At 60.0% G+C, this 23,082-nt stretch carries 18 protein-coding genes; 7 read left to right on the top strand and 11 right to left on the bottom strand.

The window, feature by feature from the left end:
* Positions 1-35: 35 nt before the first annotated feature.
* The 4 genes from PA598K_RS02385 to PA598K_RS02370 form a co-directional block, all read right to left on the bottom strand.
* On the bottom strand, positions 36-1,433 hold the full coding sequence (locus PA598K_RS02385) for an alpha-L-fucosidase (protein WP_128655316.1): 1,398 nt from the start codon (positions 1,431-1,433) through the stop codon (positions 36-38).
* 105 nt (positions 1,434-1,538) lie between these two features.
* Positions 1,539-3,155, bottom strand: coding sequence for an extracellular solute-binding protein (locus PA598K_RS02380; protein ID WP_128655315.1), 1,617 nt, complete (start codon positions 3,153-3,155; stop codon positions 1,539-1,541).
* A gap of 69 nt (positions 3,156-3,224) precedes the next feature.
* On the bottom strand, positions 3,225-4,130 hold the full coding sequence (locus PA598K_RS02375) for a carbohydrate ABC transporter permease (RefSeq protein WP_128655314.1): 906 nt from the start codon (positions 4,128-4,130) through the stop codon (positions 3,225-3,227).
* A 25-nt stretch (positions 4,131-4,155) separates the two neighbouring features.
* Positions 4,156-5,133 carry an ABC transporter permease gene (locus tag PA598K_RS02370; protein WP_260405230.1) on the bottom strand — a complete coding sequence of 326 codons (978 nt, stop codon included), beginning with the start codon at positions 5,131-5,133 and terminating at the stop codon, positions 4,156-4,158.
* Positions 5,134-5,570: 437 nt separating this feature from the next.
* Between PA598K_RS02370 and PA598K_RS02365 the strand changes: the two genes are divergently transcribed.
* Positions 5,571-7,838 carry an AraC family transcriptional regulator gene (locus tag PA598K_RS02365; RefSeq protein WP_128655313.1) on the top strand — a complete coding sequence of 756 codons (2,268 nt, stop codon included), beginning with the start codon at positions 5,571-5,573 and terminating at the stop codon, positions 7,836-7,838.
* 163 nt (positions 7,839-8,001) lie between these two features.
* Complete coding sequence (locus PA598K_RS02360) at positions 8,002-9,003, top strand: hydroxyacid dehydrogenase (RefSeq protein ID WP_128655312.1); 1,002 nt, start codon at positions 8,002-8,004, stop codon at positions 9,001-9,003.
* A gap of 3 nt (positions 9,004-9,006) precedes the next feature.
* On the opposite strand, the gene PA598K_RS02355 is transcribed toward PA598K_RS02360, so the two are convergent.
* Positions 9,007-10,326, bottom strand: coding sequence for a hypothetical protein (locus tag PA598K_RS02355; protein ID WP_128655311.1), 1,320 nt, complete (start codon positions 10,324-10,326; stop codon positions 9,007-9,009).
* Between the two features lie 264 nt (positions 10,327-10,590).
* Between PA598K_RS02355 and PA598K_RS02350 the strand changes: the two genes are divergently transcribed.
* Both PA598K_RS02350 and PA598K_RS02345 read left to right on the top strand, forming a co-directional pair.
* Positions 10,591-11,340 carry a class I SAM-dependent methyltransferase gene (locus PA598K_RS02350; RefSeq protein ID WP_128655310.1) on the top strand — a complete coding sequence of 250 codons (750 nt, stop codon included), beginning with the start codon at positions 10,591-10,593 and terminating at the stop codon, positions 11,338-11,340.
* A 354-nt stretch (positions 11,341-11,694) separates the two neighbouring features.
* Positions 11,695-12,303: a transglutaminase-like domain-containing protein gene (locus PA598K_RS02345; RefSeq protein WP_128655309.1), complete on the top strand. Its 609-nt coding sequence runs from the start codon at positions 11,695-11,697 to the stop codon at positions 12,301-12,303.
* Here the strand turns inward: PA598K_RS02345 and PA598K_RS02340 are convergent.
* Both PA598K_RS02340 and PA598K_RS02335 read right to left on the bottom strand, forming a co-directional pair.
* Positions 12,300-13,127: a nucleotidyltransferase domain-containing protein gene (locus tag PA598K_RS02340; protein WP_128655308.1), complete on the bottom strand. Its 828-nt coding sequence runs from the start codon at positions 13,125-13,127 to the stop codon at positions 12,300-12,302. The two genes, PA598K_RS02345 and PA598K_RS02340, sit on opposite strands and share 4 nt — an antisense overlap.
* Positions 13,128-13,307: 180 nt before the next feature.
* Complete coding sequence (locus PA598K_RS02335) at positions 13,308-14,423, bottom strand: slipin family protein (RefSeq protein WP_128655307.1); 1,116 nt, start codon at positions 14,421-14,423, stop codon at positions 13,308-13,310.
* 607 nt (positions 14,424-15,030) lie between these two features.
* On the opposite strand from PA598K_RS02335, the gene PA598K_RS02330 reads away from it, so the two are divergent.
* Positions 15,031-16,356 carry a helix-turn-helix transcriptional regulator gene (locus PA598K_RS02330; protein ID WP_128655306.1) on the top strand — a complete coding sequence of 442 codons (1,326 nt, stop codon included), beginning with the start codon at positions 15,031-15,033 and terminating at the stop codon, positions 16,354-16,356.
* Positions 16,343-17,176 carry a WYL domain-containing protein gene (locus PA598K_RS02325; protein WP_128655305.1) on the top strand — a complete coding sequence of 278 codons (834 nt, stop codon included), beginning with the start codon at positions 16,343-16,345 and terminating at the stop codon, positions 17,174-17,176. Before PA598K_RS02330 ends, PA598K_RS02325 begins: the two co-directional genes overlap by 14 nt.
* A 9-nt stretch (positions 17,177-17,185) precedes the next feature.
* Here PA598K_RS02325 and PA598K_RS02320 read toward each other — a convergent pair whose 3' ends face one another.
* The 3 genes from PA598K_RS02320 to PA598K_RS02310 all read right to left on the bottom strand — a co-directional run bounded on the left by PA598K_RS02320 (position 17,186) and on the right by PA598K_RS02310 (position 21,271).
* On the bottom strand, positions 17,186-17,944 hold the full coding sequence (locus tag PA598K_RS02320; protein ID WP_128655304.1) for an ABC transporter ATP-binding protein: 759 nt from the start codon (positions 17,942-17,944) through the stop codon (positions 17,186-17,188).
* Positions 17,945-17,947: 3 nt separating this feature from the next.
* Positions 17,948-20,266 (bottom strand): FtsX-like permease family protein, encoded by a 2,319-nt coding sequence (locus PA598K_RS02315; RefSeq protein ID WP_128655303.1) that lies wholly within the window; start codon positions 20,264-20,266, stop codon positions 17,948-17,950.
* Between the two features lie 405 nt (positions 20,267-20,671).
* A complete protein-coding gene (locus PA598K_RS02310; RefSeq protein WP_128655302.1) occupies positions 20,672-21,271 on the bottom strand; it encodes a nitroreductase family protein in 600 nt (199 codons plus the stop codon).
* 178 nt (positions 21,272-21,449) lie between these two features.
* Between PA598K_RS02310 and PA598K_RS02305 the strand changes: the two genes are divergently transcribed.
* Positions 21,450-22,241, top strand: coding sequence for a helix-turn-helix transcriptional regulator (locus PA598K_RS02305; RefSeq protein WP_128655301.1), 792 nt, complete (start codon positions 21,450-21,452; stop codon positions 22,239-22,241).
* Positions 22,242-22,254: 13 nt separating this feature from the next.
* Here the strand turns inward: PA598K_RS02305 and PA598K_RS02300 are convergent, their stop codons facing one another.
* Positions 22,255-22,842 (bottom strand): hypothetical protein, encoded by a 588-nt coding sequence (locus tag PA598K_RS02300; RefSeq protein ID WP_128655300.1) that lies wholly within the window; start codon positions 22,840-22,842, stop codon positions 22,255-22,257.
* Positions 22,843-23,082 lie beyond the last annotated feature (240 nt).

Raw genomic sequence — 23,082 nt, 5'->3', positions numbered from 1 at the left:
CTCTTCCTCCCATCCTTTGTCCTCATACTCCCCGGCTATCTCCGGATACGGAAGGCCAGCGCCTCCGGCATCTCGCCGACTCGCACCGCCTCGGGCAGACGCACTGCATAGCCGTCCTCGCAGCGCCGCACCTCGAGATCGTCCGCGCTGCCGATGAGATCGACGGCTGTCGGCTCTGTCGCAAGCGGCAGGACCAGCTCCTCCTGCAGCCGCTCGTCCTCCTGACACAAGACGATCGCATAGCCGACCTCGCCCTTGCGGGTGAAGCGGACGGCGCCTGCTGCATATGGCTCCCACACCCGCGTCCCGTAGATCGCTTCGCCATTGACGCTAAGCCATTTGCCTAGTCCTTTCATCCGCTCGATCGCCGGGGCTGGCAGACGACCGTCCGGCTGCGGGCCGACATTCAGCGCCAGATTGCCGCCCTTGGCGACGATCTCGACGAGCAGATGCACGAGCTGGCGGACCGACTTGTAGCGATCGTCATAATTGAAGGAGAACGAGGTGCCCATCGTAATGCAGCTCTCCCACGGCACATACAGCGGCCGCTCCGGCAACGTCTGCTCGGGGGTGATCAGATTCTCGTAAGGACCGCCGACCGTCCGGTCCGCTGTCAGCAGCCACGGCTGCACGCGGCGCGCCTGCTCGACCACCTCGCCGAGCCGGATATCCTGACCTTGCGCCGCGTTGACCCATCCGGCGTCGAGCCATAGCATATCGATGCGGCCGTAGCGGGTCATCAGCTCCATGATCTGCCTGTGGGTGAACTGGACGAACTGCTCCCACAGCCACGGGTAGCGCTGCGGATCGTACGACGGGCCGCGCCACATCTGGCTGCCGCGCTCCATGCCCGGCGCCCAGTAGGATGGGGTATGCCAGTCAGCCTTGGAGAAGTACGCCGAGATCGCCAGCCCCTGCTCGCGGAACGCGTCGAACAGCTCGCGGCAAATATCTGCATACTTGTGCCGGTGGAAGGGCGTCTCAGGGCCGGTGATCCGGTAGTCGGTCGTATGGGTATCCCACATGCAGAAGCCGTCATGATGCTTGGTCGTAAAGTTCAGATACTTGAAGCCGCCCTCGGCCGCCAGCTCCGCCCAACGCTGCGGCTGAAAGCGGATCGGGTTAAACGTGCGGTTCAGATCGAAGTATTCGCGCTTCAGCTCCTCGCCCTCGACGCCCCAGTCGATGCAATCGCGCGCCCAGTCGGCATCGCCGTCGCTGAGTGCCCACGATTCGACGACGCCGAGCTGGGAGTAAGGCCCCCAGTGCATCATCAGGCCCAGCTTCTGGTCCTTAAACCATTCCAGCCGATCCCGCAGCAGCGGCTCCTGCGGCTCGACCCAATCCTGCTCGCTGCTGTAATTATGCACGCCCTCGTGGACGACGGGCTCCTGAGCTTCTCCCACAACAATTCCTCCTTTTAAAGATGGCATGATTCGAACCCGCAGTTGTACCAACCGGTAGTGATTGCTGCGAGAAAAAAGCGGCTGTTCCCCGCCGATCCCGGCAGGGAAACAGCCGCCTGTGCTGCTTGCTATTTAGCTGGCGTTCTCGCTATCCCACTGGTCGTAAGCCTCTTGGTAAATCTCGACAATTCGGTCGCTGCCCATCTTTTTCAATTGAGCGACGTACGCATCCCAGTTGGCCAGCGGCTCCGCGCCGGTGACGAAGCGGGCTTCCATCTGCTTCACATACGTATCGAGATCGGACATGAGCGCCGACACCTCGGTCTGCCGCTCGTTGTCGAGATAGACGCGCGGGAACGGGGACTTGGCGATCGGCACCAGCTTCGCCTCGTTCTCCTCCCGGATCCAGTCGTCGAGCTCGGAGCGCAGACCGTTCGTCAGCTCAGGGATGTTGACGCCCGGGGTGACGATGCCGTAGTTCGGCGTCAAGGTGGCGCGGTACTCCTCACGGTCGCCGCCGCCCGGCACCTCCTTGTAGCGCTTCACCTTGTTGGCCTCGTCCTCGTACTCCCACATCAGCCCCTCCGGCCCTTGCGTCCAGAGCGTCGCGCCTTCATAGCTGTATTGGTAGTCGATCCAGCGCATCGTCGCTTCCGGATGCTTGTTGGTCGCCGTGATCGCGAAGTTGCCGTTGGACGAGATGCCCGGGTGCTTGCCGTAGACCGGCGTACCGGCGATCTCGCTGCTAACGGGCGTCATGAGCGGATCGGTCGTCCGCGGCTCGCCGCCGAGCGTGAAGTACGGATGGTAGTCGCTGAAGAGCGCGATCTGGTTTTTGGCGCCCTTCGCCTTCTTCATGTCGTCGGTCTGCGAGAACGTCTCGTGATCGAGCAGCTCCTCCTGCCACAGCTTGTTCAGGAAGGTCAGATAGCCCCGATAGCCCTCCTCCTGCGGCGTATAATGGACGACGCCTTCCTTGTCGGCATAGTACACCTCATTGTAGATGCCCCAGAAGCCGAGGAAGAACATGCGCAGATCGTCGAGCTTGACTGAGGTGAGCGGGATCTCGTCCGCCTCGCCGTTGCCGTTCGGATCCTCTTCCTTGACCCGCTTCAGGTATGTGTACAGCTCTTCGGTCGTCTTGGGCTCGCTGACGCCCAGCGCCTCCAGGAACTTGCCGTTGTACCACATCGGGCCGCGATACCATACGGCGGTCGTATCGATGAAAGGCAGCGCGTAGATATGGCCATCCGTCGTCGTGATCGACTTGCGGACATCCGGATTGGCGTCGAGCACCGCCTTCAGGTTCGGCGCATAGTTGTCGATCAAGTCCTCGAGCGGCAGCAGCAGTCCTTGGCTGCCGTAGTTGACCTGCTCGGCTGGCGTCAGATCGGCGGCGTATAGCATGTCCGGCAGCTCGCCGCCGGCGAAGGTCAGATTTTTTTTGGTCGGGAAGCTATCGATCGGCGCCGTCTCGAACTCCACCTTGATATTGGACAGCTCCTCCATCGCCTGCACCGTCGGCATCGTGCTCCAGTTGGCCATCTCGGCGCTGGGCGCCATCATCTTGAGCGTGATCTGCTCCTCGACGATCGGGAAGCCCTCGCGGCTGACGCTGGCAGCTCCATCGCCGCCTCCCGCAGCAGGCGTCTCGCTCCCCCCTTTGTCAGATGAACAAGCCGCTGTCAGCATCGCCATCGCCATCAAGGCTGACACCGCGATGGTCCCCTTCTTGTGCCTTTTCTTCATAGACAATCCTCCCCTTTCATCATAACCCATTTGTAGGTCCCGCGACATCGCGAGCATGCTATGGCAAGATCAGCCCTTGACGGAACCGATCATGACACCTTGGACAAAATAGCGCTGCAGGAACGGATAGAGCGCGATAACCGGCAGCGTCGAGACGATGATCACGGCGTATTTGACGAGCGCCGCCACCTCGGCTTTGTTGTTGAGCGAGGTCGCCGTCTCTGCATTGATCGCTCCCGACTGCGCCGACATCTGCTGCAGCACGAGGATCTGACGAAGCACCAATTGCAGCGGATACTTGGCCTGATCGCTCAGATAGATCATCGCGGAGAAGTAGTTGTTCCAGTGGCCGACCCCGAAAAACAGCGCCATGACCGCGATCAGCGCCGTCGAGAGCGGCAGCACGATCTGGAAGAATAGCCGGAAGTCGCTGCAGCCGTCGATCTCTGCCGCTTCCTGCAGGTCCTTGGACATCGTCGACTGGAAGAAGGTGCGGCAGACGATCAGATTCCACACCGACGTCGCCCCCGGCAGGATGAGCGCCCACATGCTGTTGACGAGCCCAAGGCTCTTGACGATCAGATAGGTCGGCACGAGGCCGCCGCTGAAGAACATCGTCACCATAAACAGCATCATAAACAGATTGCGGCCGACCATGTCGCGCCGACTCATCGCGTAGGCAGCAGGCAAGGTGACGGCGAGGTTAACCGCGGTGCCGACCGCTGTGTAGATGATCGTATTGAGGTAGCCGTTCCAGATCGCCGGATCGTCGAACACCCGCTTGTACCCTTCGAGCGTGATCTCCTTGGGCAGCAGCCACATCTCGCCGGAGGCGACGACGTTCGGATTGCTGATCGAGGCGCTGATAATATAGATGAGCGGATAGGCGACGACGGCGAGCGCCAGCGTGAGCACGACATAGACGCACGCCAGGAACACCTTGTCGCTCTTTGTTTCCTTGATTGCCGATACCATGGGCTTCACTCCTTTCTTCGTTGTCCTACCAAAGACTGTTCTCGCTCGTCCGCCGTACGACCTGATTGATGACGATCAGCAGGATCGCATTGACGACCGAGTTGAACAGACCGACCGCTGTAGAGTAGCTGTACTGCGCCTCCAGCAGACCGATCCGGTAGACGAAGGTGGCGATGACGTCCGAGGACGACATGTTGAGCGGATTTTGCAGCAGCAGGATCTTCTCGTAACCGACGCTGAGCAGACTGCCGACGTTGAGGATCATCAGGATCGTGATCGTCGGGATGATGACCGGGATGTTAATATGCCGGATCCGTTGCATCCGCGACGCTCCGTCCAGGATCGCAGCCTCGTGCAAGCCGGGATCGACCGCCGAGAGCGCTGCCAGATAGATGATCGTGCCCCAGCCCGTCGCCTGCCACACATCCGAGAAGACGTACATCGTCTTGAACCAGCGCGGATCGGTGAGGAAGTTCGGCGGCGAGATGCCGAGCGCCTCCAGCAGATTGACGAGCATCCCCGAGGACGGGCTGAGGAACGTGATGATCATCCCCGCCATGACGACCGTTGAGATGAAGTGCGGCGCATACGTGACGGTCTGCACCGTCTTCTTGAAGAAGCCGACGCGCACTTCATTGAAGGCCAGCGCCAGCAGGATCGGCAGCGGGAAGCCTACTGCAAGACCGTACAAGCTGATGCTGAGCGTGTTCCAGAGCAAGTCCCAAAAGTAATACGAGTTGAAGAAGCGAATGAAATGATCCAGACCGACCCATGGACTGTCTGCCATCCCGAAGGCGGGAATGTAGTTTTTGAAGGCAATCTGAATCCCGTACATCGGCAAATAGTTGAAAATTAACACCGTCAGCAATGCCGGCGCCATAAATACGTACAAACGCCAGTTGCGGACGATCTTATGGAGCGTCCTGCCTCTCCTGCGCCCTGTCTGCTGTCCTGTCGGCGCAACGGACGCGTCGAACGTAGGAGTGCTGCTGCCTTCTGTCATAGGACCCTCTCCTTTCCCCTCTTGGTGATTACCCACAGTCTATAAAAGGGGGAGCGGACGGTAAACATGTCATTTTGGCTCAGGTCGCTAAAGACGGGGATTCTGGCATGGTCGGATATGTTAGATTACCTTACGATTTCGCGGACACAAGACATCGGCCAGCGGCGGGTTGTCATGCGGACTATGTTTTTTTTGACCAGGGAATGGGGGTATAAGGATCTGGCATGGTTGGAGAAAACAGCTCAAGATAGCGCCTTCATCGCTGGCGCGACTGGGCTTGCTTGACTTGACAGAATGGGGCTGGAGGAGGCAAAGTAAAAAAAGGCATATCGGCGAAGCTTCTCATTTCAAGGAAAATAGTGTACGGTTAGGGTCATAAACCACATATCTTCTAAAACGCATACATTGAAAATTATTGCAAACTCCAGGGGGTAAGTATGAAGCTGAACTATTTCAAATCCAGGCTCTTCCTGCGATATATGTCATCTTATCTGCTCATCTTGCTCATACCTCTCATCTGTCTAACATTGCTCATCTATCGCAACGCCGTGACCAATCTGCGCGCCGAGATCGAGCAGTCGCATCTGAATCAGCTGACGCAGGCCGAGACGATCGTCAATAGTCATATGAAGCAGCTCGGCAACATCTCCTCCTATGCGGCTTATGACGAGCGGCTGGCACGTTATCGGGTGAACGACCCGTACTTCGTCCTCGATGCCAATGAGGCGCTGAAGCTGTACAAGGCGACCAGTCCAATCATCGAGGAGATGTATCTGTATTATCGCGGCGATACGAAGATCTTCTCGACGGAGGGCATGAACAGTCTGGAGGTGTTCGCCGAGACGTTCAAATTCCGCAACTGGAGCGCCGATGCGATCGTAGGCGATCTCAATGGGCTGCAGCATGCGACGATGCGTCCGGCCGACCTGTTCAACCGCAAACCAGGCTTCGACCAATCGATGCTGGCCTATCTGATGCCGATCACGCCGAACAGCCCGACCCCGCACGGCACCCTGATGTACGTCATCCGGGAGTCCGAGCTGACCGGGCTCATCGATACGATCCTTGGCAACTACCAGGGCTCCTCCTACATCGTCAGTCCGGAGGGCCAGATCCTGGCGTCCAAGAGCAATCGGGAGGCGCCGCTGACCGCCGACGAGCTGCAAGGGCTGGTGGGGCTTACGCCCGGCATCCATAATCTGAAGCTGAGCGGCGTCGATCATTCGGTCGTCTCGGTCCGCTCGAGTCAGAACGGCTGGCAATATGTGACGCTGATGCCGAGCGCTCAGTTTTTCGGCAATGTGCTGCACATCCGCAGCGTCATCATCCTGCTCTTCTCGGCGGTCGTCGTGCTCGGGGGCGTCTTTGCCCTGCTGCTCGCGCGTCGTCAGTATCATCCGATCTTCAGCTTGCTCGAATACGCCAATACCCGGTTCAAAGCAGAGCAGCCGACCTCGGATGCCCCCGCACCGGGCAATGAGCTGGAGCGCATCCGCTCGGCGCTGGAGGAGTACGGCGATCGCGTCGATCTGCAGGAGCCGTACGCTCGCAACCATCTGCTGCTCATGCTATTGCGTCACGGCAACGTCAGTCGGCTGCCGGCCAAGCTGCTGCAGACGCTCGACCTGAGCTTCGAGCGCAGCCGCCACTTCGTCATGCTGATCGGGCGCAAGGACGGCGACGCTGCGCCCGAGCCTGCGATCGAATGGCAGACCATGCAGCAGCTGCTGTTCGAGGTGGAATTCCCGGAGTACGAGGCGCGTATCTATAGCGTGGAGCTGCCCCGACCCGATCAGATCGCGCTGATCGCCAGCTTCAACGCGCTGCCGGGGATGGAGGAGCAGCGCCAGCTGCACGGCATCGTCCAGGCGGCGCACGATCATCTGCACGACATCTACCAGCTCCATCCCGTTATCGGCGTCGGCGCTTGCTACGACTCGCCGGATCGACTCAACCAGTCGTTCATCGAGGCTTGCTCGGCTTACGAGACGCGGCTCGCTCCGGGCGGCACGATCTCGTACTTCAGCAAGCTGTCGGCCTCCGGCGACGAGGCGTGCTGGCTGCCCAAAAACGTGCTGCTGACGCTCGATCAGAGTCTGAAGCTAGGCAATCGGGAGGTCGCGGAGCAGACGGTGCGCGAGGCAGTCGATTATTTGCAGCAGCCCGGGTTGTCGGTCAAGTTCGTCCGCTACATGAGTCTGGACCTGATCAACACAATCGTCAAAACCGCGCTGGAGGCCGGCGTCGCCCATGTCGGAGCCAAGCTGCCCGCGCCGGACAGCTTCGCCTCGCTGGATGAGCTGTACCGGCATTGCCTGCAGCTGGTCGGCCATGTGTGCGACCAGGTAGAGTGGAAGGAAGAGAAGGAAGCGCACTCCCTGATGGACCAGATCATCACGTATATCGACGAACACTATATGGACCATACGCTCAGCCTGGAGGAGATCTCGTACAAGTATTCGATCTCGATGTCCTACTTCAGCCGTTCGTTCAAGGAGACGGTCGGCATCAACTTCGTTCAGTACATCTGGAAGAAGCGGATGGCCGCCGTCATCACCGACTTGACCACAACAAGCGATCCGCTCAAGGATATCATCCAGCGCGTCGGCTATCACGATGCGCCAAGCTTCATTCGCCGCTTCAAAAAGGAGACCGGCCATACGCCGATCCAATACCGCAAGCTGTTCTCGGGGGGCGAGGGCTAAGAAGAAAAGAGGGCTTTACCATAAATCTCATAAGCTCCCCGTGCGGGAGCTTTTACATTTTGATGTGCGTGAGCCTTCTCGCTTTATGATACTGACGGCCGGGTTCAGTTCGTTATATAATAGGCGGGATGGACATGACTTCATGGAAGCGGGAGGACTTATCGTGCATAAAGGAATCTATATTCTGAGTGAGGAAGCATACCCCAGTATTTACCCCGAGCGCGTTCGCCAAAAGATAGAGCAGCGGGTGCACATGATTCCCCAAGCCTATACGCCTGAATCGATCGCGGAATCACTGGATGTGCTGGAGGATGTGGAGGTGTTGTTTTCGGGCTGGGGTGCGCCCAAGCTGGATGAGGCATTTTTGAAAGCGGCTCCACATCTGAAAATGGTGTTCTATGGCGCAGGCTCGGTCAAAGGCATGGTCACGGAGGCGTTCTGGAAACGCGGCATCCGCTTGACCAGCGCCTACGCAGCCAACGCGATTCCTGTCGCGGAGTACACCGTGTCGCAGATCGTCTTTGCGCTCAAGAACGGCTGGCGGCTGTCCCGCGCCTATCAGGGCCGCAATACGAACCGCTCTGCGCAGCCGGATGTCCCTGTCGTAGGCACCTTTGGCAGCACCGTTGGCCTGATCTCGCTGGGCATGATCGCCCGGCAAGTGTGCCAGCGGCTCCAGGCTTACGATATGAACGTCATCACCTACGATCCGTTCGCGACTCGCGAACAGGCCGAGGCCCTGGGCGTGCAGCTGTGCTCGCTCGACGAGCTGTTCGAACGCTCCGACGTCGTATCCCTCCATGCGCCCTGGCTGGACGAGACGGTGGGTATGATAACCGGAGAGCATTTCCGCCGCATGAAGCCTGGGGCCACGTTCCTGAACACGGCACGCGGCGCGATCATCCGCGAGCCGGAGATGATCGAGGCGCTGCAAGAGCGCCCCGACTTATTTGCGATCCTCGATGTGACCTACCCCGAACCTCCGGTCGACGACTCGCCGCTGTACACGATGCCTAATGTCGTGCTGACGCCTCATATCGCGGGCAGCATGGGCAACGAGATTGCCCGGATGGGCATGTATATGGCCGATGAGCTAAGCCGGTACCTGGCTGGCGAAACGCTGGCCTGGGAGATCGATGAGAAGAAGGCGGCTATTCTGGCCTAAGCCTCAGGATTTCAACTCGGGAAAGCACCAGTTGGCCATATGCGCCAAATCCTTGGCGCCATGGAAGGGGAAGCGATCCGGCTCCGGCAGCTCTGACTGCGGACAAGCGATCCCTCGAGCGATACGCCGGACCCAACTCGTCGAGTCGATCGACGCCGAGCGGCACTGCCATCTGCCGTCTCGTCGCGGACGGAATGTCTGGCTCAGCTCTGCCTTGGACGGCATATCTGCATAGATGCCGTCCATGTATTCGACGCGGGCCCGATTGTCCTTGACTTCATGGCAGTAGACGGTCACCCATGCGCCCTCGCGGATGCGCACCGCATACACATCCCCCGCCTCCACCGGCCCCTTGCCTGCGTCCGGGGATGCCTTGGGCGTAGCGGCGCGCGGCGCCTTCCTGCTGGCCAGCGCTCCGGTCACCGTCTCTGCCAGCGCGGGGACGGGCTCGGGCTTGTCCGACGCCGAGACCTCGGTCAAGTCGTAGGCCCCGAACAACTGTGCCAGCGTACGCTCATTGATGCCGACCGAGGAGTCCCACCATGCGAGCGGGGCCTGGATTTCCACCCTCGTATTGGGACGTTCGTCCCGCTTGCGGTACGGCAGGAAGGTCGTCGCCAGTCCCGGGTACGCCTCCGTGTCGAGGACGCCGATCAGACCAAGCGTCTCGAGCAGGCCGCGATAGGGATATTTGTCGCGTACGGGCAGCAGCGCTTCCTTCTTGAGGAGCGGATCGATCTTGCTATAACGCGTCTTGGGCGGCAGCTCTCTCAGTATCGTCAGCAGGCGACGCAGCGCATAGCGGTCCGACGCTGTCGGCTGCGGCACCTGACCGGCAGCCGCCAGCTCGCGCAGCGCCAGCACGTACCCGTGCGGGTTGCCGTCGAGCGGCGTCGACTCGATCATGCGGAAGTACCACTGAAGACTGGCGTCGACGCCACCCCCGTCCGCCAAGCCGCAGATTTGGCAGGTGGCTGAGCTTGGATACGGCTCGTACGCATGCTCAGGCATCGCCTCCGCCAGCAGCTTGCCCGGCAGCAGCGCGCGCCAGATCATCGGCGCCGACCAGAGTGAGGCGACGAAGGCATCCGCAGCCTCGGCGAGCGTCCACCGCTCGACGAGCCGCTTCAGCTCGGCCAACGTCTCGTCATGCGCAGGATAGACCCAGTTGTTCGGCGCATGCCCCGCCTGCTCCAGCGCCTGCAGCTCCTGTGCTGTGACGGTTGACGGTATTCGATGCACCGACACCCCCATCTCCTCATCCCATGTTGTGCTCTCGCTATAGATTTGCTTCAATATCCTCAACTGGCTTACGACATCCACGATACGCCCGCCTTTCCCTTGTGATCTTGTCACTCCGCGATGGTTTGGACTATACTGATGCTAATCTTTCCGCCGAGGTGACAGGTGTGTTACACCGTTTTGTTCGAAGTAGCTAGTTCGGGCTGGGCTTACGCTTGAAGCTCCAAAAAAAAGCGTGCCCGCCACCAAGGGGAACGTCTGCTCTTTTTCCCTTATACGAATTGTAAGCTATTTGCGACAGCACAGTCTAGTCTGCTACCTCTAACACGGGAAAGGTGATATCCTATGAACAACTTTGACTACAAAACCTTCTATAATGCGATCGGCCGCACGAACGGCTGGGACTTCAGCCGAGTGAAGTGCGTAACCGAAGGCGCGCCCTGGGAGATGTACCACGAAGTGGCCGCGCACGCTACGCCTGCATCACTACTGCTGGACATCGGCACCGGCGGCGGCGAGGCAGCGCTCTCGATCGCCGGGACGGTGCGTCTGCTCATCGGCATCGACCGCTCGTCCGAGATGATCGAGACGGCGAAGCGCAACGCCGCCCGCGCTGGTCACGCGCACGCGCGCTTCCTGCAGATGGAGGCGGAGCGGCTCGTCTTCCCGGACGGCCTGTTCGACCTCGTCTCCTCCCGCCATTCCGAGTGGCATGCGGAGGAGATCGCCCGCGTGCTGACAGCCGACGGCGTCTTCGTGACGCAGCAGGTCGGCGAAGGCGACAAGCACCAGCTCAAGGAAGCGTTCGGACGCGGCCAGAGCTGGGGCGAGCAGCCCGGCGCCCTCCAGGCGCGATGCTGCGCCGAGCTGGAGGCAGCGGGCTTCCGGGATATCCGTGCGTTCGACTACACGGTCACGGAGTATTATGAGACCGTCGACGATCTGATCTTCCTGCTGACGCATACACCGATCATCCCAGACTTCGGCCGCGAAACGGACGACCTGCGGATACTCGAGCGCTACATCGAGACGCATCGCACCAACCGCGGCATCCGCACTACCGCAGACCGTTTCGGTATTATCGCGAAACGGTAGGAACTTATATTTCAAGTCAGGACCGCAACGCCAATTGGCGTTGCGGTTCTTTTTCGATCGCCACCCATCGATCGAGCGCGCTATTGGTGCGAGCGAGCGGGCCGTGGGCCGAATAACTCTACAAACTAGAGTTGCAGCGGCGCGTCGGGCGGGCCGTGGACCGATTAACTCTACAAACTAGAGTTACAGTGGCGCGCCAGGCGGGCCGTGGACCGAATAACTCTACAAACTAGAGTTACAGTGGCGCGCCGGGCGGTATTACAGGTTGGAGATGGAGTCGCCGATCTAGAATTGAATAAAAATTCGTTTTATAGTATATTAATTCAATCTCAATCCACGAAAGGAGCCTCACCTATGCAACTCATCTGCGAGTCTGACAATCTGCAGGACTATCTGGAAGAAACGACGGAGGTCGACTACAGCGACCCTCGGATCGGCGAGCTGGTCGAAAGGCTGACGACCGCCTCCCGGAGCCAGGAGGAATATATCCGTCACGCCTATGAATGGGTCCGCGATAACATCTCTCATGCCTGGGATATCCAGAGCACTCGGGTAACATGCGCGGCTTCGGAGGTGCTGGAGTTCGGAGAAGGCATCTGCTATGCCAAGTCCAACCTGCTCTGCGCCATCCTGAGGAGAGCTGCGATCCCCGCCGGGTTCTGCTATCAGCGGCTGACGCTTGGAGATGAGCCGGACACCGGCTACTGCATCCATGCCCTGAATGCTGTCTATATCGCTTCCCTAAACAAATGGATACGTCTGGACGCGCGCGGCAACAAGCCCGGCATCTGTGCCGAATTCTCGTTAACCGAGGAACGTCTCGCATTTCCGATCAGGGAGGCGTACGGCGAATTCGACTATCCGACCATCTACGCACAGCCCCACCCACAGACGATCGCAGTACTGCGCCAGCATACGAATAGTCTTACAATGTATCAGCACGGTCTGCCAAGTCACCTCTAGCTCTCCCAAGCTTCTCGCAGCGCCGATCGGAACAAGGCATCCAGCCGTTCGTCCACTCCCTCGCCTGAGGTCGGCAGCTCCGCCGCCCGCTGATCATACAGGGCCAACTGCTCATCGAGATAGTCATTCAACACTGCGATCCGCGGCTCAATGTCCAGCTCGTCTCCGGCCTTCTTGCGCGCCAGCAGCTCGTCTATCGTGCGTCTCAGTTCGCTGCCTTGCGGTACCATCGCCTCGACCAGCGCTTCGAAGGCGAGCGGCGGCATTGTCCGGTAGCGATCGATCCATTCGCAGGCCAGGATCGGGCGCAGGACGTAGAAGTATTTTTTGATCTTGACGCGCTCGCACTGCAAATACTCGCGGTAGTTGCCCCGAGCCATGTGCAGGTAGTGGTACGTGCAGGCGCGAGCGGAGAAGGCGCCCGCAGCCAGCGCTCGAATCTGATCGGCAACCGCCCCGTTCTCACGATAGATAATCGGCGATTGCAGCCATTCGAGCAAGGGCGGGTTCGACTTGCGGAACAGCAGCAGCGCCTTGCGCAGGTCCCAGCCGTTGATGTCCAGCAGCTCGCTGATCGGCTGCTCGATCACATCGCGCCGCTCGAAAATCGACAGATAGTCGTCGGGGCGCCGTACATAGAGAAAACGGACGTCGTAGTCGCTGTCCTTCGACGGGAAGCCCCAGGCGCGACTGCCCGACTCGCAGGCGTACAGAATGCGGACTCGTTCCTCGCGCTCGATACGCTCCAGCGCCGCAACGATGTCCGCATGCCGATCTACCTGGATTACGCTCGCTTCCCGCTCCTCTTGTTCACTCTTCTTCATACCTATCCCCCTCCAGTGCGCCTTTGTTCCTCTATTTCGCTCATCCGACGCTGCTCCGAAGAGGCGGTCAGTTGCCCAGCGGTTTCACCTGGGAAGCCCGCCCCCTTCGGGCCCTTTATGTCCAGCCCTCCGCACCTTCTGCATCTTCGTCTTCTCGTCCTCCCACAGACGCTTCAATGGCTATCGCTCCGCTCCCCGGCTCTCGCCAAGCAGCCCGGTCAGCCGCTCGAGCAGATCGCCGCCGCCGGATACCGAGAGTGAGCCGATGTTCTCGGAGATTTTTTCGAGGAACTCCAGCTCCTTGAGCCGGTACAGCGTGCGGTTCTCGTCCATCAGCTTGGCCGTGTTGAGCAGGCTCCGGGTCGAGGCCGTCTCCTCGCGGCGCGTGATGAGGTTGGCCTGCGCCTTTTTCTCCGCCATCAACACCGTGTTGAGGATCGCCTTCATCTCGCCGGGCAGGATGATGTCCTTCACGCCAGCATTCAGGAACTGGATGCCCAGCTCCGCCTCCCGCTCCCGCAGTCGGGAGAGGACGAACGATGCCGCCTCCTCCTTGCGCTTCAGCAAGTCGTCGAGCCGCAGCGTGCCGACATACTCGCGCAGCGCGAGCTGCAGCAGGATGTGGATCTGCTCCTCATGCGACTTCATCTCCAGGATGCGCTCCGGCTCTGCGATCCGGTACTGGCAGACGAAGTTAAGCCGCAGCGTCACCTTGTCCTCAGTCATGATCTCCTGCCCGATCAGCTCCATCTGCTGCTGGCGCAGCTCGACCGTGCGGACCGCGACCGTCACCGGTCCCTTCCAGTAGCTGTACTTGCCTGGCGACAGCTGGCGCTGCAGCACATGATCGTAGTACAGGAACCCGACCTCGCCGCTGCCGACCTCGTGCGACTGCACGTAGACGCCCAGCTTGGCGACGACCGCCCGGCTCACCTCGGCAGGCAGCTCGGGGTTTCGCGTATCGGCATGGACGAACGTATGCTTCTTCAGCACATTCCAGAAGGCATGAACGCCAGGCTTCAGCAGCCCTGCGAACTGGCCGTCCTCGTAGTGCAGGACATACTCATGGTCGGCGACGCGGACGACGTCGAGCTCGCTGGCCAGCGCCTTGTCTTGCAGGAATACCTGGACCTCCTTGCCCTCGACGACGAATGGCTTCGACGTATTCATGACGACTACGGTCCGCTCCGACCAAGGCGCATAGCGATAGGTGCCTGGCATCAGCTTTTTCTCATAGCTTCCTTTATGCATCAGCAGACCGCGTTGGTCGGCTTGGATGATGATCTTGTTGTACATGTCATACTCCCCCTGTTCATACGTGCCATCGGATCGGAATCCCCCTGCCGGAGCGGCGGAATCTCGCTTGAGACGAGCGTCCGCCAGAGCTTCGCAGAGGAGGTCCGAGCGAGGCGCGGCCCGACTTCGACCATCCCCCCGCCTCGTCTCTCTCCTGTCTTGCTCCCGCTTCCCGCCCGTCGGTATCCGCAGATTGCATAGCCGGTCGGCAGCGCGCTTGTACTAGGACGTGCCTGCACGCCCTTGCCGCCCGGGATTCCATCCTCAGGTCCCTTGTGAGTTGTTGCATCGCTCGATTTGCAGTCGAGTAGCTCTATACCATAGATCGCTCCCTAAGCGATTGGGGAATCGAACCCCGCCTGCACTTACCGGTCCAGCCGTACAGGATACCGCAGCCTACCAGGCCCGGCACTGCAGGATGTCTGACATCCTCGCCTCGTTACGACCGCCGCATAAGCGCTTGTAATGATGGCAAAGCGCCGCACCGGCGCCTTACAGCATCTATCATCGCGCATCTCGACCGATCCGAACATGGCAGAAGTATGACGACTCCTGTTACAATGAAAAAAAGACTGTGTACATATCGCCCCCTGAAGGAGGATGACGCGTGGCCAAGGAAAGCTTCGACAAGGAAATCCAGATCCTGCGGATGCTGGCGCTGACGAGCGGGGCGTTCACGCGGACGCAGTTCGCCGAGCGGCTCGGCATCTCCGTCCATACGTTCGACAAGACGATCCGTCGGCTCAAGGAGGTGCTGGGCTCGATGCATCAGCATCTGACGCAAGAGCAGAGCCGGGAATGGTCGGAGGCGATCCGCTACAACTACTACGATTCGGCCGACCCGCTGCTGCTGTTCCTGTTCCGCGCCAAGTCGGTCAAGGCGTCCGAGAGCTACCGGCTCTCGCTGCTGCTGTCGGCGATGGACGGGCAAGCCTTGACGGTGATGGAGCTGCTGGACATCTGCTGCAGCCCGCCCGAAGGCGAGAATGCGACGACCGAGGAGATGCCGATGCCGGACGAGAAGACGATCCGCAGCGACCTGAAGTATCTGGAGAGCGTCGGCGTCATCCGCCGGGAGAGCGGGGCGCGCCCTTATCGCTATCGGGTCAACGACGATCTGATCCAGTCGCTGTCGCCCGAGGAGCTGCTCGACCTGTACGACTATATCGATGTGATGGCCAATACGCAGCTCCCCTCGGTCCAGGGCTACCTGCTGCGCGACAGTCTCAAAAAGCATCTGCTGCGCGGGCAAGCGCAGACGCATGAGCTGGAGCCATTCCTGTACAAGTATCACTACCACTCGCGGGTGCTCGACGAGGCGCATCTGTTCACGCTGCTGCACGCGATAGAGCGGCGGCTTCGGGTGCGCTTCCTGTACTTCTCGCCGAAGTCCGAGCGCAGCTACGCCTCGCGCAACACGAATCCGCTGTTCGAGCGGGAGACGGAGGGCAAGCAGCAGCGGGCGCTGCCGCTCAAGCTGGTGTACGACCATCAGTACGGACGCTGGTACCTGCTCTCGCATGGCCGAGAGGGCATACGCAAGTACAGGCTGGAGGGACTGACTCAGATCGAGCTGGAGGATGCCGTGGACGCGGCATCGTACGAGGACAAGCAAGCGGAGCTGGCGGAGAAGATGCGGTATAGCTGGCTCATCGACACCGGCAAGCCGGTCACCGTGCGCGCCCGCTTCTACCATCCGGGCCTGGAGCGGAACTTCGTCAAGGAGCGGGTGCTGCTGCAGGGACAGTGGGGGCAGATCGTCGAGGAGGATGAAGAGGCGTTCGTCTACGAGATTACTGTCAATGGCACGACGGAGATCAGGCCGTGGCTGCGGAGCTTCGGCTCGAGCTGCGAGGTGTTGGAGCCGCTGCAGCTGCGGAGAGAGATGATCGCGGAATGGAAGGAGATACAATCGACCTATGAATCTGTTTGAAAAAATATTCAACCACCAGATCATGACGCGTCTGGAGGACGCCGGCACCTTCACCGTCACCTCGCATGAGCGGGCCTGGCTGAAGACGATGCTGGCGCATCCGGCTGCTACCGAAGCGTTCGCGCCCGATACGCTGGCCAAGCTGCGCGCGGTGCTCGCCCCTGAGGAAGAGCTCGATGTCTCCCGCCATCTCATCGAGAAGGCGCGCTCCCGCGAGCGGCAGGTGTACCATCCGCATCTGCGACCGCTGCGGCGTCTGATCGCCGAGCGCCAAGGGGTGCGCCTCACCTATGCGGTCCGGGACGACCGCGAGTATACCGATCACCCCGGACTGCCCTACAAGCTGGAATACTCGATGGTGAAGCGCGAGTGGTACCTGCTCTGGTATCGTCTGCGCCAACCGTCGCTCATGAGCACGCGGCTGCAGAAGATCCGCTCCTTCGCCGCAGAGCCGCTAGACCCGCGTACCGCCGAGCGCGCCCAAGCGCGGATCGTCGAGGCGATCGCCGCCCGCCGCACCGAGGCGCTCATCGAGATCGTACCGATGTACAACGCCGAGCTCTCGCGGATCCTGTACGCCTTCTCCAGCTTCGAGAAGACGGTCGACTACGACAGCGCTGGAGACATCTACCACGTGCGCGTCTCGCTGCTCGGCGACGAGATCGAGTATCTGCTCTCCAAGCTCCGTTTCCTCGGCAGGCGGGTACGCGTCATCGAGGGCGACTATCTGATCCACCGGATGCGGGAGTCCTCGGCCAAGGCGCTGGCTCGCTATGCCGAAGAAGCGAGTCCGGACGCTACAGAGGAGCGCACCTCTTAATGCCAGCAACTACACCCCAAGCGAGGTCATCCGCTCCGTGATGCGGCTGACACGGGCTGCGGCCTCCTCCTGCCGGTATCGCGAGAGCAGCAGCTCGCTGACGATCGCGCCGTCGCGCATGAACAGGACGCGCTCCGCCCGCGCCGCTACCTGCGCATCATGGGTGACGAGCATGATCGCTGTACCCTCCGCATGGATCGCGGTGAACAGCTCCATCATCTCCTGAGCGGAGGCCGAGTTGAGCGCGCCGGTCGGCTCGTCGCCGAAGATGATGTCGGGGTCTCCCATCAAAGCCCGGCAGATGCCTACCCGCTGCAGCTGGCCGCCCGACACCTGCGTAATCTCGCGCGACTCCAGACCGGCGATGCCCACTCGCTTCATCAGTGAGCGGGCCTTGTCCGTGAGCTCGGCGACACGCTTGCGGTTGTCGCGCAGCGACGGCAGCAGGATGTTGTCGAGCACATTGAGATTGCGCAGCAGGGTCGGCTGCTGGAAGACGAAGCCCATCCGTCTCCTGCGCAGGTCGGCCAGCTCGACCTCCCCCATCTGCGACAACGGCTTGCCGTTATACAGCACCACGCCTTCGTCGATCGCATCCATCCCGCTCAGACAAAACATCAGCGTCGACTTGCCCGAACCGGACGGCCCCATCACCGCCACGAACTCTCCCTTGCCGATCTCGACCGAGACGCGGTCGAGCACCTGACGTGACTCTCCGCCAGTGCCGTAGCGCTTGACGATCTGATCTCCCACTATAATCTTGTTCATAGGCTACTCCTTTATATGTTCAGATAGTATGATGCGGCCCGCGCCCGAGGTGCCGATGAGCGTCGCCAGCCCGACTGCGCAGCCCATCAGGGCCGGATAGATCACATAGGCGGATAGCGGATCGATCGCGAACTCGAAGGACGACGCACCGAACGAAGCGATCACCGCGCCAGCCAGCCGCTCGCCGAGCGTGTTGGCCAGCAGCGTGCCGACAAACAGGCCAAGCAGCAGGACGAATAAGGACCGGGTAATGTATTGCAGCTTGATGTCGCGGCCGGTAAAGCCAAACGCCTGCATGACGGCAATCGCATAACGGTCCTTGGCCAGCAGCAGCTTGATGAACAGCAATGTCACGAGCAGCGCGATTAACAGTGCGACCGCAATCGCGCCCTGCGACGCCTGACCAACCGCGCGGATCGTAGAGCCGAAGGTCTGGTCGATGAACGCCTCGATATCGGACACCTTGGCATAGCCGAAGCTGTCGCTGTAGGCTGCGGCCTTGGCGGCCGCATCGGCCGAAGCCGTCAGCTCGGCATAGACGACCGCCCATACGATGTCCCCCGAGTCGTCAGCGAACGACGCCTTGGCCGTCTTGCCGCCATGGGTGATGTCCGAGTAGATGCCGCTAACCTCCAGGCGGACATCTCCCGCGTCGCTTGCCAGCACCAGCGGGTCGCCGACCGTCACCTTCAGCTCCTCAGCCTGAAGCGCCGACAACGCGATCTTGTCCGGCGTCTGAGGCGAGTCCCCCTTGCTGTATTGCACGGGGAACGCCCCTTGATCGCCGAGCTCGATCCGCATCGTCTGGGTCGTACCCTCTGCCGTCTTCACCTGGAAGCTCTTGGTTGTCAGCACCGTATAGCGCAAGATATCGGGGTCGGCGGCCATCTTGTCGGCGATCGCTCTCGCCCGCTCGGCGATGTCGGAGCTTTGCTGAAGATCGAGACGCAGATCGTAAGCGCCGATCCCCATATAGCCGCTGAAGCTGCGTTGCGAAATCGTATGATGCAGGTTATGCGGGACGATCATGATAAAGGAGGCGAGGATGAGCACCGTCAGCATCGTCGCATACAGCCTCTTGCGCGAGAGCACATCCTGGATGCCGAGGAACAGGTTCACCGGCAGCAGCCGGTTGCGGCTGAGCCGCAGGCGCCGGGCTCCGACCTTGTCCGACTGCGACACCCCGTAGCGGAGCGCCTCCGCCGCCGGGATGCGCCGGATATAGCGCAGCACGCCGCTTACATAGCCAAGGATCGCCAGCAGCACCAGGAGCGCGCCCAGAGCGCCGATCAGCAAGGCAAGCGTACCGTTCCCGCTCTCGCCCATGTAGAGCCGGATATTGTCCAGCAGCGCGCCCCGGAGCGCGCAAGCGGCGGCGAAGCCGAGCGCGCTGCCTGCGGCAGCGATCGCCGCATACTTGGCCAGATAGAGCTTCTTGATATCGGCTACGCGCATGCCGAGCGCCTTCATCGCGCCGATCTCCCTGTAGTCGTCCTCGAGTTTCGCCAGCAGCGTGAAGCGGATGCAGAGCAAGGCGATGACGACGACGAGCAGGCTGACGAGCAACAGCACGCCGATCATCATGCCGTCGGAGATCGCATTGAGCATCCGGAAGAGCGGATAGGTGAGCGCCGGGCCGTTGGCCTCCAGTCCCGCATCTGTGTATTCGGTCTGGAACGCCGTTAAGGTAGACAGGTCCCGCAAGCGGAACTCGATCAAATATTCGATGCTGCCCAGCGGGCGCAGCTCGGAAAACGCCTGGTCGCTGACCAATAGTCGCTTGGAGGAGGCGAGCGGCGAGTTCATCTGCGAATCGCGCAGGAAGCCGGATACGGTGAAGGTCTTGTCCTCCACGGTCACGGTGTCGCCCAGCTTGGCCGTGCCGTCTCTCCAGTAGCCGATCGGGATATAGACCTCGCCGTCGCGAGGCTGAATCACCTGACCATCGAGGTCGAGCAGATAGTCGAAGCTTTCATTTTGCTTGACAAAGCCGTTGTCCTGCACCGAGCCAGCCAGCGTCTGCTCGCCGATGCGGATGCGCGCGCCATCGATGTTGACGAATTCGACCGCTTGGTATTGCTCGACATGCTCGCTCTGCTCGGCAAACGAGGCGAGTCTCGCCGCGTCCAGCTCGCCGGCATGCATCTGCGTCATATGCGGCGTACGGGCTTGCGTCATCAGCGTATCGATGGAGCCCGCCAGATGGACGATGAGCAGCGCAGCCAGCGCCACCAACAGCGCAGCCGCCGCGACGAAAAGCGTCATAGTTAGCGTGATCAGCTTGTTCCGCGCGATGTCGCGGCGGATAATTCTGCGGTACATTAGGTTCCCCCTCGTAAGTAGACGCCTCTTTGTTTGTCTGTTTATCCATTGACCGACCGTCAGTCTATAATGATCATAGCATGGTTATTTAGCCGCAGTCAATTACATAGTAAGCCGTAATGTCTTCGGTATCTGAAAAGGCAAAGAGCGAGACGACGCGCATATCGCGCCGTTGTCTCGCTCTTCTCTTTGGCAAATACGACGGTACTGCATAGCGTCCCGCGTTGCGCCCCGATTTATTCGGCGAACAATGGGGCCATGGCAGGATAGATCCGCTTGAACTTCTCGTATTGGCGATCATAGTGGCTCCCTTAGCGTATCCTATCGGACGAGTCGTCAATCGCAATTACGCAAATGCCAGGAACATAGTAACCTTGCAGTTACATCGGCAAAGCCGCTGTCCAACTAGCGAAGCGCTGCGCCGAAGCTGCCCTCGAATACGGACTGGTCGAGCGGACGGCGAGGGGACGGGCCTTCGCGATCGGCCATCGCTTGCGGCAAGGATGACTTGTCGCCTTGATAGCCCAGAGCGACTGCCGCCTGGATCGTGAACTCCTCCGGTACGTTGAGCAGTTGGCGCGCCTTATCGAAGTCGAATCCGGTCATCGCATGCGTGACCAGGCCCTGACGAACGGCCTCGTAAGCAAGCGCGCCCCAAGCCGCTCCCGCGTCGAAGGCGTGGGTCAGATTGGCGCCCTTCTCCGAGGTACTCTGCGAGACGATCAGGATAAGGACCGGCACCTTCTCGCACCAGACCTGGTTGAACTCGACCAGGAACGAGCGGAACGTCTCCCGGTCCTCCGGCGTACGGGCGACGATAAACCGCCAAGGCTGGAAATTAAAAGCGGAAGGCGCAAACCGAGCGGCCTCCAGCACGCTGAGCAGCTTGTCCTCCGGAACCTCCTGCTCCAAAAAAGCGCGCGGCGACCAGCGCTGAATATGTATCGGGTCGATGTCATACGACGTCGGGCGGACTTGAGCAATCGCATCTTGGTCTGAACTCATGAATTAACTACCTCCTGGGTATCTCGTGATGAATGGAAGCCTCCATTCTCTTCCTCCATAGTAGCGCAAAGCCCGCCGGGCTGTCCACGCTTGGCAAACCTATTTACTCATTCTGTACGATCGCCTAGTATTTGGGTATGATAGAGGAGATGATAGAGCGAGAGGAGATTGAGGTGGAATGAATCAGATTTACTACGTTGAATGCGATGCCACGCATGCGAGTAATTTTGTTTTTGATATGCCTCAAGGTCATCGCTGCTGGCTGCTCGTCATGACGAAAACCCCAGCGCTATTTTCGGTCGATGGTACCCTCAAGCAGTACCCCGCCCACAGCGCCGTCCTGTATCCGGCCTATCAGAAAATCTATTATCGCGCCTGTGCCGACAGCTTCGTCAACAACTGGATTCGCTTTGACTCCGATGACGCTTACGTGACCAAAACATCCTTGCCCTTCGGCACGCCCTTTGCCCTCGATGACCCGGACTACTGTCACAAGTTGTTCGAGCTGCTGGTCGTCGAGCATAACTTCAATCGGGATTACCGCGACTCCTCCATCAACTGTCTGCTCCGCACTCTGTTCAACAAGCTGCTCGAAGCCTACTTCTACGAGGGCTTCTCTGCCCAATACTACAACCTGCTGAAGCTGCGCATCGCAATCCAGAACAACCCGGGCGAGCCGTGGAGCGTGCCAAAAATGGCCGATGTCCTCCGGCTGAGCCCGGGCTATCTGCAAATCCTCTACAAAAAAACGTTCGGCATCTCGTGCATGGAGGATGTCATCAACTGCCGCATCCGGCTCGCCAAGGAGTATCTGTTGCACGGCTCCCAGAGCATCGCCGAGATCGCCTTCCAGTGCGGCTATCAGCATGTCGAGCACTTCTGCCGGCAATTCAAAAAAGTGACAGGCAGTACGCCGCGAAGCTTCCAGCTGCAAAGGCCGCTTACGAGGATGGCGTCAGACGGTTCTTGAAATACTGCCGCCGTTATTGATTAGCCATCGCTTCCGTCCGCAGCTTGACGATTTTTTCCGCCTTGGCCTTGTCGGCAGCGACGACCTCGTTCCAGCCGAGTCCGACGACATCGGTTTTCATTTTATCCCAGAGCTGCTTGTATTCCGCCTCGTTTTTGGCGAAAATCATTTTCCAGGACGTGTTCTTCACATAATCGGACACCTGGCTGCGTTTGTTTTTAACATCGGACGAGTCGCTGCCAAGGCTTGTGTTGATATTCGGGACGATGTCGATCATGTTGTTTTTGATATAGTAGTCCGTTGGATTGGTCGCCCCGTAGGCTTCCTGCCACGCCGTCGTCAGCGCCGTCTTGTTGGCCTCGATGGTCGAGCTCCAGTAGTTGTTGTTGTAGAACTCTCCTGTATCCGGATCATAGACGAAGTCGCTCATGATCATGCTGTTGATCTTGCTCTGCCCGTCCTGGTAGCCGCCGCCCCCGTATTCGTCCGGCACCGGCGTATTGTTCTGGAAGGCCGTCTGCCCAACCTCGGTCAGCTTGAACTTGCCGTCCGGCGTCTTCTCATAGTTAAAGCCTTCGAAGCCATTGGTGTAGTATCGCATGCCCTGTCATCGATCAGCTCGAGGATGTCCCCCTTGGCGTTCAACTGGATCGTCGTCGTGCCGCTCGGATGCTCATAGCCGTACCAATTGCCGAGCCACCGCACGTTTTCCATACTGCCGCCGTCCCAGTCCTGGGAAGTAAGCAAAAACAGCCAACAACGCCTTGAACACTCCCGCCACCTGCCGTAACCGGTTGAGGTGGGGGATTCTTGGGTAATTACTCCTTCTGGAGCAAAGTGA

It is taken from the genome of Paenibacillus sp. 598K, assembly GCF_003851045.1.
In the GTDB taxonomy this organism is placed as follows: domain Bacteria; phylum Bacillota; class Bacilli; order Paenibacillales; family Paenibacillaceae; genus Paenibacillus_D.
This window is presented reverse-complemented; position numbering and strand designations above follow the sequence as displayed.

What these genes read in the sequence shown, in the direction of transcription:
- PA598K_RS02305 (WP_128655301.1), top strand. Translation starts at nt 21,450, where the DNA reads ATGAATCAGATTTACTACGTTGAATGCGATGCCACGCATGCGAGTAAT.
- PA598K_RS02310 (WP_128655302.1), bottom strand. Translation starts at nt 21,271, where the DNA reads ATGAGTTCAGACCAAGATGCGATTGCTCAAGTCCGCCCGACGTCGTAT.
- PA598K_RS02385 (WP_128655316.1), bottom strand. Translation starts at nt 1,433, where the DNA reads ATGCCATCTTTAAAAGGAGGAATTGTTGTGGGAGAAGCTCAGGAGCCC.
- PA598K_RS02300 (WP_128655300.1), bottom strand. Translation starts at nt 22,842, where the DNA reads ATGCGATACTACACCAATGGCTTCGAAGGCTTTAACTATGAGAAGACG.
- PA598K_RS02320 (WP_128655304.1), bottom strand. Translation starts at nt 17,944, where the DNA reads ATGAACAAGATTATAGTGGGAGATCAGATCGTCAAGCGCTACGGCACT.
- PA598K_RS02345 (WP_128655309.1), top strand. Translation starts at nt 11,695, where the DNA reads ATGCAACTCATCTGCGAGTCTGACAATCTGCAGGACTATCTGGAAGAA.
- PA598K_RS02350 (WP_128655310.1), top strand. Translation starts at nt 10,591, where the DNA reads ATGAACAACTTTGACTACAAAACCTTCTATAATGCGATCGGCCGCACG.
- PA598K_RS02335 (WP_128655307.1), bottom strand. Translation starts at nt 14,423, where the DNA reads ATGTACAACAAGATCATCATCCAAGCCGACCAACGCGGTCTGCTGATG.
- PA598K_RS02315 (WP_128655303.1), bottom strand. Translation starts at nt 20,266, where the DNA reads ATGTACCGCAGAATTATCCGCCGCGACATCGCGCGGAACAAGCTGATC.
- PA598K_RS02370 (WP_260405230.1), bottom strand. Translation starts at nt 5,133, where the DNA reads ATGACAGAAGGCAGCAGCACTCCTACGTTCGACGCGTCCGTTGCGCCG.
- PA598K_RS02340 (WP_128655308.1), bottom strand. Translation starts at nt 13,127, where the DNA reads ATGAAGAAGAGTGAACAAGAGGAGCGGGAAGCGAGCGTAATCCAGGTA.
- PA598K_RS02375 (WP_128655314.1), bottom strand. Translation starts at nt 4,130, where the DNA reads ATGGTATCGGCAATCAAGGAAACAAAGAGCGACAAGGTGTTCCTGGCG.
- PA598K_RS02325 (WP_128655305.1), top strand. Translation starts at nt 16,343, where the DNA reads ATGAATCTGTTTGAAAAAATATTCAACCACCAGATCATGACGCGTCTG.
- PA598K_RS02365 (WP_128655313.1), top strand. Translation starts at nt 5,571, where the DNA reads ATGAAGCTGAACTATTTCAAATCCAGGCTCTTCCTGCGATATATGTCA.
- PA598K_RS02380 (WP_128655315.1), bottom strand. Translation starts at nt 3,155, where the DNA reads ATGAAGAAAAGGCACAAGAAGGGGACCATCGCGGTGTCAGCCTTGATG.